Genomic DNA, 15329 nt, shown 5'->3' on the forward strand with positions numbered 1-15329 from the left:
CGCCCGGTCGGGGCGGTCAGGCGGGCAGCGAGAGGGTGGTGCGGTAGGCCACGTGCGGCTTGGGCCCGGCGCCGCAGCTCAGCGGCGCCTCGGGCAGCTCCTCGCGCACGATGTCGACGACCACGAGCTCGGGGACCGGGCCGTGGCCGAGGACCTCGACCCGGGTCGGCATCCCGGCCCGACCCGGCGTGACGAGCCCGGCCTCGGCGTCGGTGCTGCCGGTGGGGCCGTACTCGCGCAGCACCGCGGCCACCGCCGCCTGGACCTCGGGCTCGTACCGGGTGAGGCCGCGCAGGTGGCTGGCGGTGACGCGGCCCGCCAGGTGGCCGCTGACTACCTCGGCCGCGTCGTCGGTGTCGAGCATCCCGTAGCAGGCGCCGTCGGGCAGGACCAGGAGCGTGCCGGAGAAGCGGTGCCCGCCCAGGTGGGTGCACTCCCAGACGTCGCCGGGCCGCTCGCGGGCGAGCCGCGCCGCGATGGGCCGGCCCCGCACGGCGCAGCAGGCGTCGCGGGTGCCGTGGGTGCAGACCAGCACCATCGGGTCGGCGTCCTCGTCGCTGACGCTCAGCGCCGGCCCGAGCGCGTGGGCGGCGGCGAGGAGGTCCTCGGCGGTGCGCCAGGTGCCGCGGACCCAGGTGCCGCGCACGGTGTCGACGGCGTACCAGGCGGGGTCACCGCCATCGGCCTGGCGCCGTCCCTGACGGCGGATGAGCAGCACCTTGCCGCCGTAGGACGCGCTGACGGCCTCGATCTCCTGACCCACCCGCCCGGCCATCGGCGGGGTGTCGAGGGGGGCCTTGGCCCACGGGCCGGGGTGCTCGACGAGCAGCCAACGCGCGGCCACGGGAGCGGAGCCGGCGAGCGGGTCGCCCCGGTGGCGGGCCGCGGCCGAGCAGCGGGAGAGGTCGGTCAGCGCCATTCCGGCGATGCTACGCGGGCCCGGGACGGCCGACGGAGCCCGGCCCCCAAGGAGGGCGGGCCCCGTCGAGACCTGCTGCGGGTCAGGCGCGCCCGTGGGCGGCGCGGCTGCGGCGGCTGAGGCTGTCGATGACGACGGCCAGCAGCAGCACCGCGCCGGTGACGACGAAGCGCACGTCGGAGGAGACCGACAGCAGCGCCAGCCCGTTGCTGATCGAGAAGATCACGACGATGCCGAGCAGGGCCGAGTAGGCCGAGCCGCGACCACCGAAGAGCGAGGTGCCGCCGATGACCGCCGCTGCGATGGCGTTGAGGTTGGTGTCGGCGCCGCCGCTGCTCTGGTTGGCCGAGGCCAGCCGAGCGGCCGCCAGGATGCCGCCGAGGGCCGCGAAGGTGGAGCACAGGGTGAACACCGTGAGGTAGATGCGCTTGACGTTGATGCCGGCGCGGCGCGCCGCCTCGACGTTGCCGCCGATGGCCAGGACCGAGCGTCCCCAGGTGGTGCGGCGGATGAGGAGGTCCATCACCACGACGAGCGCGATGAACAGCACGACCATGTAGGAGACGCCCCGGTCGCGGTTGAGCACGTAGGCCGCGACCAGCAGCAGGAGGGCGAGCAGCCCGGCCCGCAGCGCGAGCGCCGACAGCGGGGCCGCCGACAGGCCGGCGCCGGATCGGCGCTGGTTGGTGCGCAGCCGCGAGAGCAGGTAGACCGCCGGGACGACGACCGCCAGGACGTAGGCGAGCACGTCGGGGAGGAACTGCTGCGAGGCGAACTGCACCACGCCCGACTCGAACGGCAGGTTGATGGTGCCGTCCTTGCCGAGGGTTCGGATCTGGAGCCCGAGGAGCACCAGCAACCCCGCCAGGGTGATGACGAAGCTCGGGACCCCGAAGCGGTTGAACAGCATCCCGTAGACGAGACCGGTCACGACCCCGGCGGCCAGCGCAGCCAGGATGGCCAGCCACACGCTGACGCCGTGGTTGACGAACAGGACCGCCAGGACCGCCCCGGACAGGCCCGACATCGAGCCCACCGACAGGTCGATCTCGCCGAGCAGGAGCACCAGCACCACCCCGATGGCGATGGTGCCGATCGGCACCATCTGCACGGTGAGGTTCACGAGGTTGCGGCTCGAGAGGAAGAGCGGGTTGAGGGCGTAGAAGACGCCCCAGATGAGGACGAGGCCGACGACGACGGGAAGCGAGCCGAGGTCACCCGACTTCACGCGCTGCCAGGTGGCCCCGGCCCAGCCGCCGATGCCCCGGCTGGCGATGAGGCGCTCGTCCTGGAGGTCGGCGGGGAGGGCGGCCGCGGTGGGGTCGGCCGGCGGCGGGGTCTGCGAGGTGGTCACGACTGCTCCTCCTGCGGGGCCCGGCGGGCGGCGCGGGCGGTGACGGCGTTGGTCGTCGCGCCGGTGATGGCGGCGATGATCTCCTGACTGGTGGTGTCGGCGACGCGGAAGTCGCCGTTGTTGCGGCCGAGGCGGAGCACGGCCACGCGGTCGGCGACGGCCATCACGTCGGACATGTTGTGGCTGATGAGGATGACCCCGAGACCCTTCTCGCGCAGCCGCTCGACGAGGTTGAGCACCTCCGCGGTCTGGGCCACGCCGAGCGCGGCCGTGGGCTCGTCGAGCATCACGACCTTGGGCGCGCCGAGCAGCGAGCGGGCGATGGCCACGGTCTGGCGCTGTCCGCCCGAGAGGCTCGCGACGGGGATGCGAACGCTGGGGATCTTGGCGCTGAGCTCGCGCAGCAGCCGCCAGGACTCCTGCTCCATCGTGACCTCGTCGAGGGCGCGGCCGCGCAGCACCTCGTTGCCGAGGAAGAGGTTGCCGACGACGTCGAGGTTGTCGCACAGGGCGAGGTCCTGGAAGACGGTCGCGATGCCCAGGGCCTGTGCCTCCGACGGCGAGTGGATGGTCACCGGCGAGCCGTCGAAGACGACCTCGCCGCCGTCGGGCGAGTAGACGCCCGCGATGGTCTTGACCAGCGTCGACTTGCCGGCGCCGTTGTCGCCGACGAGGGCGACCACCTCCCCCGCGGCCACGTCGAAGTCGATGTCCTTGAGGGCCTGCACCGCGCCGAAGCGCTTGGACACCCCGGTCATCGACAGCACGGGCGCCAGGGTCGTGGTGGTGCTCACGGGTGGCTCACTCCTTCGTGAGGGGGAGGTGGTGAGTCCCCGGGCCGGCCTCGCGGCCGGCCCGGGGACGGGGGTGGTGCTCAGCTGATGCCGAGGGCGGTGCACGCCGTGGCGTACTCGGCGGTGCAGATGTCGGAGGCCTTGTAGAAGCCGTCGGCGATGATCGTGTCCTTGATGTTCTTCTTGGTCACGACCACGGGCTCGAGCAGGGTGGCGGGCACGCCCTCCTTGTCGGCCGCCGCGGCCGGCTTCTGCTTGTTGGCCAGGGCGATCGCGTTCTTGGCGGCGTCCTCGGCCTGGGGCTTGATGGCCTTGTAGATGGTCAGCGCCTGGTCGCCCGAGATGATCCGCTGGATGGCGGCGAGCTCGGCGTCCTGGCCGGTGACCGGCGGGAGCGGGTTGACGCCGCCGCCCTTGAGCGCCGCGATGGCGCCACCGGCGGTGCCGTCGTTGGCCGCGTACACCCCGACGAGGTTGCCCTTGACGGTGCCGACCTGGCCCTCCATCCACGCCTGGGCCTTGTCGGGGCTCCAGTCGGGGGTGTCGTACTCGGCCTTGATGGTGTACCCGCTGGCGTCGAGGACGCTGTGCGCGCCCTTCTTGAAGTCGGCGGCGTTGGCGTCGGTGGGCGAGCCGTTGATCATCACGATGTCGCCGCTGGTCTTGCCGTTGGCCTTCATCGCGTCGACCAGGCCCTGCCCCTGCAGCTGGCCGACCTTCTGGTTGTCGAACGAGACGTAGTAGTCGGAGCCGGCCACGAAGCGGTCGTAGGCGATGACGGGGATGCCCTGCGACTTGGCGTTGTTGACGATGGTCGCGGCCGACTTGCCGTCGACGGCGTCGAGGACCAGGACGTTGGCGCCCTGGGTGATGGCGGCCTCGGCCTGCTGCTGCTGCTTGGCGGCGTCCTGCTCGGCGTTGCTGTAGAGGACCTCGCAGTCGGCGCAGGCGGCCTTGACGGCGGCCTCGAACATCGGCTTGTCGAAGGCCTCGTAGCGGGCGGTCTTGTTCTCGGGGAGGAGCAGGGCGATCTTCTGCGCACCGCCACCGCCCGAGCCGGAGGCCGCGCCGGAGCTCGACCCCCCGGAGGACGAGTCGCTGCCACAGGCCGCCAGGCCCGTCGCGGTGAGGCCGAGCGCGACGACGGCGCCGGCGATCCGGGTGAACCGAGTGGTCATGTGTCTCTCCTGGGTCATGACGTCCGCAGCCACTCTGGTGCGGTCGGTGCAGTCAACTCCGTTCACGGCTTGACGTCAAGCCTTGAATACAAGGAGTTGAGACAACGATTCGATCACGACGCTCACTGGAGGGTCAGCGACGCCCGGTCGGCGTCCTCGCGCAGCTGGTCGGCCAGGGTGAGGGCGCCGCGCACGTCGGCCTCCTCGGGTGCCAGCGCGCCGACCCGCACCTCGACCGACGCCGCCGCGCTCGGGATGGCGCAGCGCTCGATGGCCTCGCGCATGGGGCCCAGCACGAGCTCGCCGACGCGGGCGACCTGCCCGCCCAGGGCGACGACCTCGGGGTTGAGCAGGTTGACCACTCCGGCCAGCGCGACCCCGAGGTGGCGGCCCGAGTCCTCGAGCACCCGGCGGCATCCGGGGTCGCCGTCGAGGGCACGCGAGATGACGTCCCGGAAGGTGAGCGTGCCATGGGTCGGACGCAGCGCCGCGAGCACGGCCCGGGCCCCCACGAAGGTGTCGAGACAGCCGCGGTTGCCGCACCGGCAGACCGGCCCGTTCTCGTCGATGGTGACGTGGCCGATCTCGCCGGCGGTGCCCGCACTCCCCCGGAACAGCTCGCCGCCGATGATGAGGCCGGCCCCGACCCCGTACGACACCTTGAGGAAGACCCCGGTCGAGACTCCCTGCAACGCACCGAGTCTCGCTTCGCCGAGGGCGGCCAGGTTGGCGGTGTTCTCGAGGCGCACCGGCACCTGCACCGCATCCTCCATGGCGGCGGCCACCGCGATGCCCTGCCACCCGGGCAGGATCCCCTCGGAGCCCACCTGACCCGAGACGGTGTCGATCGGGGCGGGCAGCCCGACCACGAGCGAGCGCAGGCCCCCCATCCCCTGCCCGGTGGCCTCGACGAGCTCCTGGACCAGGCGCGCAGCGCGGGACATCCCCTCGTCGGCGGCATGGTCGGCCGGGAGGGGCATCCGGCGCTGGCTCACGATGTCGCCCGGCCCGGTGGCCACGGCGACCCGGATGTCGCGGTCGCCGAACACCGCGGCCGCCAGCAGCCCCTCGCTGGTGGCGGCCGAGACCTGGGTGGCGCGGCGGCCGTTGCGGATGCTCGGGCGCAGGTCGACCATCCCGGCGACGTCGAGCTCCTTGACGAGGTTGGAGACGGTGGCGGCGGACAGGCCGGTGACGCCGGCGATCTCGACCTGGGTGAGCGCCCCGTGCTCGCGCACGGCGTCGAGGACCCGCAGGCGGTTCATCTCCCGGAGGGACGCCTGCGAGCCCGGCGCCGCACTCGTTGGGTTCACGCGCCAAAGATAAGGGAGCCGGGCCCCTGGCGGAAGCACCACGGCCGCGCGCGCTGCGGTCACAGCGGGGGGGCGCGCCGTTCGACGGGCGGAACGGGCCGCCCCGCCCTAGCGTGTGGCCACCCAGACCCCCTGCTCTGAGAGGTTCCCATGCCCCGACGCCGTGCCATGGCCGCCGCCGCCCTCGGGTCGGCCGCCGCGCTCGTCCTCCCGCTCGCCCCCGCGCAGGCCGCGGCGCCGTCCTACGTGGCGTTGGGCGACAGCTACTCGTCGGGGACCGGGACCCGCGACTACCTCGCCGACGGCACGTCGTGCCTGCGCTCGGCCTACGCCTACCCCTCGCTGGTGGCGGCGGCCCGGGGCTACGCCCTGAACCTGCGGGCCTGCTCGGGGGCGAAGGTCGCCGACGTCACGACGACCCAGCTGGCGGCGCTCTCGGCCTCGACCGCGTACGTCTCGATCTCGGTGGGCGGCAACGACGCCGGGTTCGCGGACGTGCTGACCGAGTGCGCGCAGCCGGGCTGGATGAGCGACTGCAACGGCGCGGTCGACGACGCCCAGTCGTTCATCCGGTCGACCCTGCCGAGCCGGCTGGCGACGCTGTACTCGAGCATCCGCGCCAAGGCGCCGAACGCGCGCGTCACCGTCGTGGGGTACCCGCGGATCTTCGACGGTGAGGACTGCAACGCCTTCACGTGGTTCTCCCCCACGGAGGAGAGCCGGCTGAACGCGACCGCCGACCTCGTGAACTCGGTGACGGCCCAGCGCGCGGCGGCCGCGGGCTTCTCGTTCGCCAACCCGACTGCGCGCTTCGTCGGCCACGCGGTCTGCGACAGCCCCGAGTGGATCAACGGCCTCTCGAACCCGATCGTCGAGTCCTACCACCCCAAGAAGGAGGGCCACGCGTACGGCTACGCGCCCACCGTGTCGCCCTACCTCACCGGGGCGACCCTGCGCGTCACAGCCGGAGTGCTGCGCACCGCGGCCGCCGACACGGACCGGCTGACCACCCAGCAGCGGGGCTACGCGGCGCTCGACCGCCGCATCCGGCCCGAGACCGTCGCGGTGCCCGACCTGCACAGCGCGCGCGCCCTCGCGGCGGCCGCGCGCATCGGCCTCGACGTCGACGACCGGGCCGCGGTCGACGCCGCCGACCGCACGGCCTCGGCGCGCCAGGCCGCCGAGCACCGGGCCCGCGCGGGGGCGGCCGGCTGACCCCGCCGTGGCGGGCGGCCGGGGCTCAGGCCCCGGCCGCGCGCAGCAGCTGCTGGGCCAGCGACCGGTCGGTGACGAGCGTGGCCACCCAGCCCCCCAGCAGGAAGGCCCGGGTGACCGCGAGCTTCTCGACGCCGGTGGCCAGCGCGATGACCTCGCGCGGGGCGCGCAGCTCGTCGGCGGTGACGGTCAGCATCCGACGCGTCAGCCCGGTCTCGACGGCCGCACCGTCGGCGTCGACGAACACCCCGAGGGCCTCACCGACCGCGCCGGCGGCAGCGACCTCGGCGCGCACGGGCTCGGGCACCACGTCGTGGATGGTCGAGTGGCCGGCCCGCCAGGCCCCGAGGCTCACGACCGCCACCGTGACCCGCGCGACCTCGGCCTGGGCGGCCGCCACGGCGGGCTGGCGGCGCATGGTGACCGCGCTCTCGGCGTCGTCCAGCACGAACGGCGCGTAGTACAGGTGGGCCGGCACGCCGGTGAGGGCCGCGGCGGCGCGCACGACGTCGACGGGCGTGTGCTCGCCGTCGATGACCATGGACCCGCTCAGCTGCACGACCGGCACCGGCGGGAGGGAGGGCAGCGCCTGCACCATCGCGCTGACCGTGCGCGCCCACGGCAGGCCGAGGACGTCGCCCTCGCCCACGACGTCGAGCAGCAGCTCCGCCGCCGCAGCGCCCACCCGGGCGCGGCGCAGGCCGGGCTCGTCGGGGCAGTCGACCACCACGCAGCGCCGCAGCCCGTAGGCATCGCGCAGCCGCGCCGAGAGCTCGCTGTCGACCCCGCTCCGGTCGACGATCTCGATCCGCACGATGCCGCTGGTGCGGGCGGCCTCGAGCAGCCGGGCCACCTTGAAGCGGCTCATGCCGAGCGCGCCCGCGATGTCGACCTTGCTCTCGCCCGCCAGGTAGTGCCGGCGCGCGACCTCCGCGGCCAGCACGGCGTCCGGGGCGCGCAGGGTGTCGCTCACGGCGTCCGTCCTCTCACCGGACCCGGTGCGAGAGAGGCACCCGACGCGGGGTGCGGGTCGCGAGGCGCGGCCGGGTCCGGGCCGCGCATCACCTGAGCGGATTGTCCCTCTTCCGAGCGGACGAGGGCAACGTCGTCCCGGAAGGACTGACAGGATGACCGTGGCAGTGCCGCCCACACCCGAAGGACCTCCGATGACCGACCGCCCCCTCGTCGCCGGCGTCGACACCTCCACCCAGTCGTGCAAGGTGGTGGTGTGCGACGCCACGACCGGGGAGGTCGTGCGCACCGGCCGTGGCACCCACCCCGACGCCACCGAGGTCGAGCCCGCGCGCTGGTGGGATGCGTGGCAGGCGGCCACGGCCGGGGGGCTGCTCGACGGCGTCGGGGCGCTGGCGGTCGGCGGTCAGCAGCACGGGATGGTCCTGCTGGACGAGAGGGACGAGGTGGTCCGCCCCGCCCTGCTGTGGAACGACACCCGCTCGGCCGGTACCGCCCGCGACCTGGTCGACGAGCTCGGCGGCCCCCAGGCCTGGGCCGACGCGGTGGGCATCGTGCCGCTGGCGGCCATCACCGCCGCCAAGGTGCGCTGGGTGCGTGACACCGAGCCCGCCTCGATGGAGCGCGCCACCCGGGTGGTCCTCCCCCACGACTGGCTGACCGGCCGCATCCTCACCGACGGCGGGGGCTTCGAGGGCTGGACGACCGACGCCGGCGACGCGTCGGGCACCGGCTGGTTCGATGCCGCCACCCGCGAGTACCGCCCCGACCTGCTGCGACTGGCCGCCGGGCGCGACCTGGGGCTCCCCCGGGTCGCCGGCCCGGCCGAGGTGGTGGGCCGCACCCGCGACGGGATGGCCCTCGCCCCCGGCACCGGCGACAACATGGGCGCCGCGCTCGGCCTCGGGCTGGGGCGCGGCGACGTCGTGGTCTCGCTCGGCACCAGCGGCACGGCCTTCGCCCGCCACGACCGGCCGACCGCCGACCCCAGCGGCTTCGTGCAGTCCTTCGCGGATGCCGAGGGCGGCTTCCTGCCCCTGGTCTGCACCCTCAACGCCGCGCGGGTGCTGACCTCGGGCGCGGCGATGCTCGGGGTCGACCTCGCCGGGCTCGACGACCTGGCCCTCGCGGCCGACCCGGGGGCCGGTGGGCTCACCCTGCTGCCGTTCCTCGACGGCGAGCGCACGCCCAACCTGCCCGACGCCACCGGCTCCCTGCACGGCCTCACCCGCGCCAACGCCACCCCCGAGAACCTGGCCCGCGCCGTGGTCGAGGGGATGCTGCTGGGGCTGGCGAGCGCCGTCGACGCCGTGCGCGACCGCGCCGGCTGCCCGGTCGAGCGGGTCCTGCTCATCGGCGGTGCGGCCGCGTCGCGGGCCGTGCGAACCGTCGCGCCCGACGTCCTCGGGGCGCCGGTGGCGGTGCCGGAACCCGGTGAGTACGTCGCGGTCGGGGCCGCGCGCCAGGCCGCCTGGGCACTGGCCGGTGGTGACGCTCCCCCGGCGTGGCCCGTCGCGGTCGAGGCCACCGTCGAGCCGCGCGAGCCCGAGCGCGGCGCCGAGCTGAGGGCCCGCTACGCCGACGTCCTGCGCGCCGCCCATCCCTGAGCCGCGGGGGTCGCGGCGCCACTAGGTTGGTCCGATGACCGACGCGCCTCGCGAGCTCGACATCGTCCTCTTCGGAGCCACCGGCTTCGTGGGTCGCCTCACCGCCGCCCACCTGGCCGAGCAGGCACCGGCCGGGATGCGCATCGGCCTGGCCGGGCGCTCCCGCGAGCGCCTCGAGACCGTCCGCACCGAGCTGGGCTGGGCGGCCGCCGACTGGCCGGTCATCGTCCTCGACGCCCTCGACCAGGACGCGGTGGCCGACCTCGCCGCCCGGGCCCGGGTCGTGGTGACCACGGTCGGCCCCTACGCCCGGCTGGGCCTCCCCCTGGCCGCCGCCTGCGCCGCCGCGGGCACGCACTACTGCGACCTCACCGGCGAGGTGCTCTTCGTGCACCGCAGCGTCGCGGCCCACCACGAGCCCGCGATGCTCAGCGGCGCCAAGGTCGTACACGCCTGCGGCTTCGACTCGGTGCCGAGCGACCTCGGGGTGCTGCTGTGCGCCGACGCCGCCCGGGCCGACGGCGCCGAGCTGGGGTCGACCCGGCTGGCGGTGCGCTCGATGAAGGGCGGCTTCAGCGGCGGCACCATCGACTCGGCGCGCACCCAGGCCATCGAGATGCGGGCCGACCCCACCACCCGCCGTATCGCCGGCGACCCGTGGGCGCTTGCCGAGGGCGGCCGGCCGCCACGGCCGCCCCGCGGGTCCGCCCCCCGGCGCCGTGGCGTCGCGGCCCTGGCCGGCCGGGTCACCCAGGCCTCGCCGGTGCGCCGCGACCCCGACAACGCGCACTTCACCGGGCCGTTCGTGATGGCCGCCTTCAACACGCGCGTGGTCGCCCGGTCGGCCTCGCTGCTGGGCTACGGCAGCGGCTTCCGTTACACCGAGTACTCCGACTACGGCCCGGGGGCCAAGGGCGCCGTGACCGCCGGCGTGGTCTCGGCCGGGTTGCTCGCCGGCGTCGCCGGGATGGCGTTCCGTCCCACCCGGGCGGTGCTCGACCGCCTCCTGCCGGCCCCCGGCGAGGGCCCGAGCGAGGACGCCATGCGCGCGGGGCGCTTCCGGATGGTCGTCACGGCGGCCGCCAGCAACGGCTCGCGCTACCGCGCCACCGTCGCGGCGCCCTACGACCCCGGGTACTCGGGCACCGCCATCATGCTCGGCCAGTCGGCGCTGGCCCTGGCACAGGACGACGCCGGGCTGCCCGCCGCCACCGGCGTCCTGACGCCGGCGACGGCCCTCGGGATGCCGTTGGTGCACCGGCTGCGGGCCCACGGCTTCACCCTCGAGGTCGAGCGCCTCCCCGCGACGAGCTGATCGCGGCGGCGATGCGCTCGGCGTCGATCCGCAGCTCGCGCAGCATGCCCGAGATCGGGTTGGTGAAGCCGGTGAACCACAGGCCGGGGCGGGCTTCGGGGCGGGCCGAACCGCGCACCGTGGGCAGCCCCCGCTCGCCGAGCACCCCGAGGTGGCCGACCAGCGGCTCGAGGCCCGCCCGGTAGCCGGTGGCCGTGACCACCAGCGCCGGCCGCAGGCGGGTGCCGTCGGCCAGCACGACCTCGTCGCCGTCGAAGGCCTCGAGGGCCGCGACCGGCTCGACGCGCCGCGCCCGGATGGCGCTGACGATGCCGACGTCCTGCACGGGGACCCGGCCGTCGAGGGTGCGGCTGTAGAGGTCGGCGGCGGCGCGCGGCATCCCGAACTCGGTGAGGTCGGCCTCCTGCACCCGGGCCAGGACACCCGAGACGCGGTCGACCACACGCGGGGGCAGGCGGCGCACGGCGATGCCGGTGGCCTGGGCCGGCACGCCCATCCGGTCACGGGCCAGGATGTGCGGTGGGGTGCGGACCGACAGCCAGACCCGGGTCGCCCCGTGCTCGGCGAGGTCGGTGGCGATCTCGGTGCCGGTGTTGCCAGTGCCCACGACGAGGACGTCGCGCCCGGCCCAGCGGCGGCCGTTGCGGTAGTCGCGGGCGTGCAGGACCTCGCCGGTGAAGCCGTCGCTGCCGGGCCAGGACGGCGTCACCGGGGTGTGGTTGTAGCCGGTGGCGACCACGACGTCGCGGGCCACCACGGTCGTGCCGTCGGCCAGGTGCACCTCCCACCGGGCGTCGCCGGAGCCGGGGTCGATGCGCTCGACGGCGGCGCCGGTGCGCAGTCGCAGCCGGTGGTGGGCGGCGTACTCCTCGAGATAGCGCACCACGTCGTCGCGGGCCACCCAGCGGCCGAACCGGCGCGGGATGCGGTAGCCGGGCAGGGCCGACCAGCCGCGCGGAGTGTGCAGGTGCAGGCGCTCGTAGTGGGTGCGCCACCGCTCGCCGACGTGGGGCCCCGCGTCGAGCACCAGCGGGTCAGACCCCCGCATCCGCAGTGCCCCGGCGACGGCCAGGCCGCCCGGGCCCGCCCCCACGACGACCACGTCCTCGACCCCGCGCCCGTCGACCATGGCCGCACGCTACTCCCGGCCCTGCGCCGCTCCCCGGACCCGGGGACGTTGGTCCCTTGGACGCCGGCCCGCCCGACAACCACACTTCGTAGTACAGCGCCGTTCCGACGCCCCGAGCCGAAGGAGCCCGCCATGCCCGCGCCGTCCGTCCCCCCGCCGTCGGTCTCCGACCCGGCGGTCCGCGTCCTGTCCGCCGACGAGACCTGGGAGATGCTGCGCCGCCACGAGCTGGGCCGGCTGGCGTTCCACCTGAGCGACGAGGTGCACCTCGTACCGGTCAACTACGGCGTCGACCACCAGGACCGGGTCGTGTTCCGCACCGCCGAGGGCGACAAGCTCCTCGGTGTCCGCTTCGACGCCGACGTCGCCTTCGAGATCGACGAGCTCGACGGCTTCCGCGCCCGCAGCGTGGTGCTGCGCGGGCGGGCCCGGGTGCTCAAGGGTGACGAGGCGGAGGCCGCCGACCGGCTGCCTCGCCGGCCCTGGGTGCCGGGGATGCGCGAGGAGGTCGTCGCCGTCACGGTCGACGAGCTGAGCGGGCGCGAGTTCGTCCTACGCCCGCCTACGCTGCGGGAGTGACCGCGCCCGTCCCGATGCCGCGCGCTGGCCGGGTCGTCGTCGCGAGCGACTCCTTCAAGGGCTCGCTGACGTCCGCGCAGGTCGGGGCGGCGGTGCGAGCGGGCATCCTCGACGTCGTCCCCGACGCCGTCGTCACGGTCGTGCCCGTGGCCGACGGTGGCGAGGGCACGGTCGCGGCCGCCCTGGCCACGGGGTACGAGCCGGTGGCGGCCACCGTCCACGGCCCGACCGGCGAGCTCCACACCACGACGCTCGCCTGGCATCAGGGCGCGGGCACCGCGGTGGTCGAGCTGGCCGACGCGTGCGGGCTCGGACGCCTGGCCGGTGGCGTTGCGGCCCCGCTCACCGCCTCGAGCCGGGGGCTGGGCGACGCGCTGCGGGCGGCCCTCGGGCTGGGGCCTCGCCTGCTGGTGGTCGGGGTGGGGGGCTCGGCGAGCACCGACGGCGGGGCCGGGATGCTGAGCGCGCTGGGCGCCCGGGTGCTCGATGACGCGGGGGCGGAGGTGCCCGACGGGGGCGCGGCACTGGAGCGGGTGGCGCGCCTCGACCCCTCGGCGCTCGACCCGAGGCTGCGTGCCGTCGACCTCGTCCTCGCCGCCGACGTCACCAACCCGCTGCTGGGGCCGCGGGGCGCCGCCGCCGTGTTCGGCCCGCAGAAGGGGGCCGGGCCGGGCGACGTGCGCCGGCTCGAGGCCGGGTTGGCGACGTGGGCCGAGGTCGTCGGCGGCGGCTGGGCCGAGCAGCCCGGGGCGGGGGCCGCCGGGGGCGTGGGCTTCGCGCTGATGGCGGTGCTCGGGGCGCAGCGCCGCCCGGGGGTCGACGTGGTGCTCGACCTGGCGAGCGCCGACGACCTGCTGGCGGGAGCCGACCTCGTGGTGACCGGCGAGGGGTCGCTCGACGGGCAGACGGCATCCGGCAAGGCGGTCGCGGGGGTCGCCCGCCGGGCCCGCGCGGCGGGGGTACCTGTGGTGGCCGTCTGCGGGCGGAACCGCCTGTCCGACAGTGAGACGCACGGTCTCGGGCTCGACGTCGCCTACGCGTTGAGCGATCTCGAGCCCGACCCGGCCCGCTCGATGGCCGACGCCGCCGCCCTGCTGCGGCTCGTCGGTGCCCGCATCGCCCGCGAGGGCCTCAGCCGCGCACCGGGGTGAGGGGGTCGCGCCCGGCCAGCACCGCCAGCACGTTGTCGGCGGCGAGGTCGGCCATGGCGGTGCGCGTATCGATGGTCGCCGAGCCGACGTGCGGCAGCAGCACCACGTCGTCGCGCGTCAGCAGCCCCGGGTGCACGTGGGGCTCGTCCTCGTAGACGTCGAGCCCGGCCCCGGCGATCGTGCCGGCCTCGAGCGCGGCCACCAGGGCGGCCTCGTCGACCACGGGCCCGCGGGCCGTGTTGACCAGGTAGGCCGTGGGCTTCATCCGGGCGAGCGCGTCGGCGTCGACCAGGTGTCGGGTCTGCGGGCCGAGCGGTGCGTGCACCGAGACGACGTCGGACTCGGCCAGGAGGGTGTCGAGGTCGACGACGCGTGCCCCCAGCTCGGCGACGACGCCCGGGTCGGGGGCCGAGCGCCCCGAGAGCAGGACGTCCATGCCGAAGGCCCGGGCCCGGCGTGCGGTCGCCAGCCCGATGGCGCCGGAGCCGATGATGCCGATCGTCCTGCCCTGCACCGAGACGCCGATGAGGTGGAAGATCCCCCACGTCCAGGGGCGCCCGGTACGGACCTCGCGCTCGGCCTCGCCCAGGCGCCGCGTGGCCATCAGCACCAGCGCGAAGGCGATGTCGGCGGTGGCGTCGGTGAGCACGCCGGGGGTGTTCGTGACCACCACGCCCCGCTCGCGGCAGGCGGCGACGTCGACGTTGTCGTAGCCGACCGCGACGTTGGCCACGACCTTCAGCTGGGGGCCGACGGCGTCGAGGAAGGTTTCGTCGACCCGCTGGCTCAGGGTGACGACGACGGCGTCGGCCCCGGCGAGCAGCATCGGCAGCTCCCCGGGCGGCACCGAGGAGTCCTCGTCGCGGTACCGCACGTCGTGCTCGGCGCGCAGCCGCTCGACGGCGTCCCCGGGCAGGGTGCTGAGCACCACGACCCCGGCCCGGCCGGTGGCGGCGGGGCTCATCGGGTGAGCTCGCTCGGGTCGGCGCCGGCCCGGCGGGCGAGCTTGTCGGCCTGGCCGTTCATCATCCGGTCGTAGAGGGGGCGGGCGAAGCGCTTGCCGAAGTACGCCTGGCGCCCCATCCGGTCGGTCAGGATGATCGGCTTCCTCCGGTCGATGCCGTCGAGGACGATGCGGGCGACGTCGTCGGCGCCGACCCCCGCCTGCGTGATGAGGCGGACCCCGGCCTCCTGCATGGCGGTGTCCTTGCCGGCGAACGACTGGTGCAGGTTGGTGCGGAAGAACGCGGGGCAGACGACCGAGACGTCGATGCCCCACGGCTTCAGCTCGAAGCCGAGGGTCTCGCTGAGGGCGACCACCCCGGCCTTGGTGGCGTTGTAGCTCGACATGCCGGGGCCGTGGACCAGGCCGGCGAGCGAGGCGACGTTGACGATGTGGCCGCTGCGCTGCTCCTTGAGCAGGGGCGTGAAGGTGTGGCAGCCGCGGGCCGGGCCGAGCAGGTTGATGTCGACCACCCGCTCCCAGTCGGCCATCGCCTCGATCTCGATGCGCCCCCCGGTGGCCACGCCGGCGTTGTTGACGAGCAGGTCGAGGCCGCCCCAGGTCTCGCGGACGTGGGCCAGGGCGGCGTCCCAGTCCTGCTGGCTGCGCACGTCGAGGGTCAGGTAGTCGGCGCCGGCCGGGATGCTGTCGGGCCGCTCGGGGGCCAGGTCGGCGGCGATGACCCGGTCACCGCGCGCGACGAGCAGGGCGACGAGGGCGCGCCCGAGGCCGGAGGCGCCACCGGTGACGAGCGCCCGACGGGGGCCGGGGGGAGGGGTCATGGACCGACCCTAGCCGCG

14 protein-coding genes are annotated in these 15329 nt (G+C 75.2%); 5 read left to right on the forward strand and 9 right to left on the reverse strand.

Annotation, left to right across the window (positions count from 1 at the left end):
* Positions 1–16: 16 nt before the first annotated feature.
* The 5 genes from ATL31_RS12910 to ATL31_RS12930 form a co-directional block, all read right to left on the reverse strand.
* Positions 17–919 carry a ferredoxin family protein gene (locus ATL31_RS12910; protein ID WP_101396123.1) on the reverse strand — a complete coding sequence of 301 codons (903 nt, stop codon included), beginning with the start codon at positions 917–919 and terminating at the stop codon, positions 17–19.
* A gap of 82 nt (positions 920–1001) precedes the next feature.
* The gene (locus ATL31_RS12915) at positions 1002–2273 is read right to left on the reverse strand and encodes a sugar ABC transporter permease (RefSeq protein WP_101396124.1); all 1272 of its coding nucleotides are present in this window, start codon (positions 2271–2273) and stop codon (positions 1002–1004) included.
* Positions 2270–3031, reverse strand: coding sequence for an ATP-binding cassette domain-containing protein (locus ATL31_RS12920; RefSeq protein WP_101397626.1), 762 nt, complete (start codon positions 3029–3031; stop codon positions 2270–2272). Before ATL31_RS12920 ends, ATL31_RS12915 begins: the two co-directional genes overlap by 4 nt.
* A gap of 116 nt (positions 3032–3147) precedes the next feature.
* Complete coding sequence (locus tag ATL31_RS12925) at positions 3148–4245, reverse strand: substrate-binding domain-containing protein (protein WP_101396125.1); 1098 nt, start codon at positions 4243–4245, stop codon at positions 3148–3150.
* 122 nt (positions 4246–4367) lie between these two features.
* Positions 4368–5558 (reverse strand): ROK family transcriptional regulator, encoded by a 1191-nt coding sequence (locus ATL31_RS12930; RefSeq protein ID WP_211284032.1) that lies wholly within the window; start codon positions 5556–5558, stop codon positions 4368–4370.
* 150 nt (positions 5559–5708) lie between these two features.
* Here ATL31_RS12930 and ATL31_RS12935 point away from each other — a divergent pair, with 150 nt between their 5' ends.
* Positions 5709–6773: an SGNH/GDSL hydrolase family protein gene (locus ATL31_RS12935; protein WP_101396127.1), complete on the forward strand. Its 1065-nt coding sequence runs from the start codon at positions 5709–5711 to the stop codon at positions 6771–6773.
* Between the two features lie 25 nt (positions 6774–6798).
* Here the strand turns inward: ATL31_RS12935 and ATL31_RS12940 are convergent, their stop codons facing one another.
* On the reverse strand, positions 6799–7746 hold the full coding sequence (locus ATL31_RS12940; RefSeq protein ID WP_101396128.1) for a sugar-binding transcriptional regulator: 948 nt from the start codon (positions 7744–7746) through the stop codon (positions 6799–6801).
* Positions 7747–7939: 193 nt separating this feature from the next.
* Between ATL31_RS12940 and xylB the strand changes: the two genes are divergently transcribed.
* Both xylB and ATL31_RS12950 read left to right on the forward strand, forming a co-directional pair.
* Positions 7940–9352, forward strand: a complete 1413-nt coding sequence (gene xylB, locus ATL31_RS12945) for a xylulokinase (RefSeq protein ID WP_101396129.1) — start codon at positions 7940–7942, stop codon at positions 9350–9352.
* A 34-nt stretch (positions 9353–9386) separates the two neighbouring features.
* Positions 9387–10667, forward strand: coding sequence for a saccharopine dehydrogenase family protein (locus tag ATL31_RS12950; RefSeq protein ID WP_101396130.1), 1281 nt, complete (start codon positions 9387–9389; stop codon positions 10665–10667).
* Here ATL31_RS12950 and ATL31_RS12955 read toward each other — a convergent pair.
* Entirely contained in the window at positions 10630–11796 is a 1167-nt protein-coding gene (locus ATL31_RS12955) for a flavin-containing monooxygenase (RefSeq protein ID WP_101396131.1), read from the reverse strand. The two genes, ATL31_RS12950 and ATL31_RS12955, sit on opposite strands and share 38 nt — an antisense overlap.
* A 132-nt stretch (positions 11797–11928) precedes the next feature.
* Between ATL31_RS12955 and ATL31_RS12960 the strand changes: the two genes are divergently transcribed.
* Together ATL31_RS12960 and ATL31_RS12965 are read left to right on the forward strand one after the other, a co-directional pair.
* Positions 11929–12375, forward strand: coding sequence for a pyridoxamine 5'-phosphate oxidase family protein (locus tag ATL31_RS12960; RefSeq protein WP_101396132.1), 447 nt, complete (start codon positions 11929–11931; stop codon positions 12373–12375).
* Positions 12372–13526 (forward strand): glycerate kinase, encoded by a 1155-nt coding sequence (locus ATL31_RS12965; RefSeq protein ID WP_245862426.1) that lies wholly within the window; start codon positions 12372–12374, stop codon positions 13524–13526. Before ATL31_RS12960 ends, ATL31_RS12965 begins: the two co-directional genes overlap by 4 nt.
* On the opposite strand, the gene ATL31_RS12970 is transcribed toward ATL31_RS12965, so the two are convergent.
* The gene (locus ATL31_RS12970; protein WP_101396133.1) at positions 13507–14490 is read right to left on the reverse strand and encodes a 2-hydroxyacid dehydrogenase; all 984 of its coding nucleotides are present in this window, start codon (positions 14488–14490) and stop codon (positions 13507–13509) included. The two genes, ATL31_RS12965 and ATL31_RS12970, sit on opposite strands and share 20 nt — an antisense overlap.
* Entirely contained in the window at positions 14487–15311 is an 825-nt protein-coding gene (locus tag ATL31_RS12975) for an SDR family NAD(P)-dependent oxidoreductase (protein WP_101396134.1), read from the reverse strand. Before ATL31_RS12975 ends, ATL31_RS12970 begins: the two co-directional genes overlap by 4 nt.
* Positions 15312–15329 lie beyond the last annotated feature (18 nt).

The sequence above is a fragment of the Phycicoccus duodecadis genome (genome assembly GCF_002846495.1).
GTDB lineage: Bacteria > Actinomycetota > Actinomycetes > Actinomycetales > Dermatophilaceae > Phycicoccus > Phycicoccus duodecadis.

Bases quoted from the DNA above. Each gene is read 5' to 3' on its own strand.
- ATL31_RS12935 (WP_101396127.1), top strand. From the start codon at position 5,709: ATGCCCCGACGCCGTGCCATGGCCGCCGCCGCCCTCGGGTCGGCCGCC.
- ATL31_RS12920 (WP_101397626.1), bottom strand. From the start codon at position 3,031: ATGACCGGGGTGTCCAAGCGCTTCGGCGCGGTGCAGGCCCTCAAGGAC.
- ATL31_RS12910 (WP_101396123.1), bottom strand. From the start codon at position 919: ATGGCGCTGACCGACCTCTCCCGCTGCTCGGCCGCGGCCCGCCACCGG.
- ATL31_RS12955 (WP_101396131.1), bottom strand. From the start codon at position 11,796: ATGGTCGACGGGCGCGGGGTCGAGGACGTGGTCGTCGTGGGGGCGGGC.
- ATL31_RS12925 (WP_101396125.1), bottom strand. From the start codon at position 4,245: ATGACCACTCGGTTCACCCGGATCGCCGGCGCCGTCGTCGCGCTCGGC.
- ATL31_RS12975 (WP_101396134.1), bottom strand. From the start codon at position 15,311: ATGACCCCTCCCCCCGGCCCCCGTCGGGCGCTCGTCACCGGTGGCGCC.
- ATL31_RS12960 (WP_101396132.1), top strand. From the start codon at position 11,929: ATGCCCGCGCCGTCCGTCCCCCCGCCGTCGGTCTCCGACCCGGCGGTC.
- ATL31_RS12950 (WP_101396130.1), top strand. From the start codon at position 9,387: ATGACCGACGCGCCTCGCGAGCTCGACATCGTCCTCTTCGGAGCCACC.
- ATL31_RS12970 (WP_101396133.1), bottom strand. From the start codon at position 14,490: ATGAGCCCCGCCGCCACCGGCCGGGCCGGGGTCGTGGTGCTCAGCACC.
- xylB (WP_101396129.1), top strand. From the start codon at position 7,940: ATGACCGACCGCCCCCTCGTCGCCGGCGTCGACACCTCCACCCAGTCG.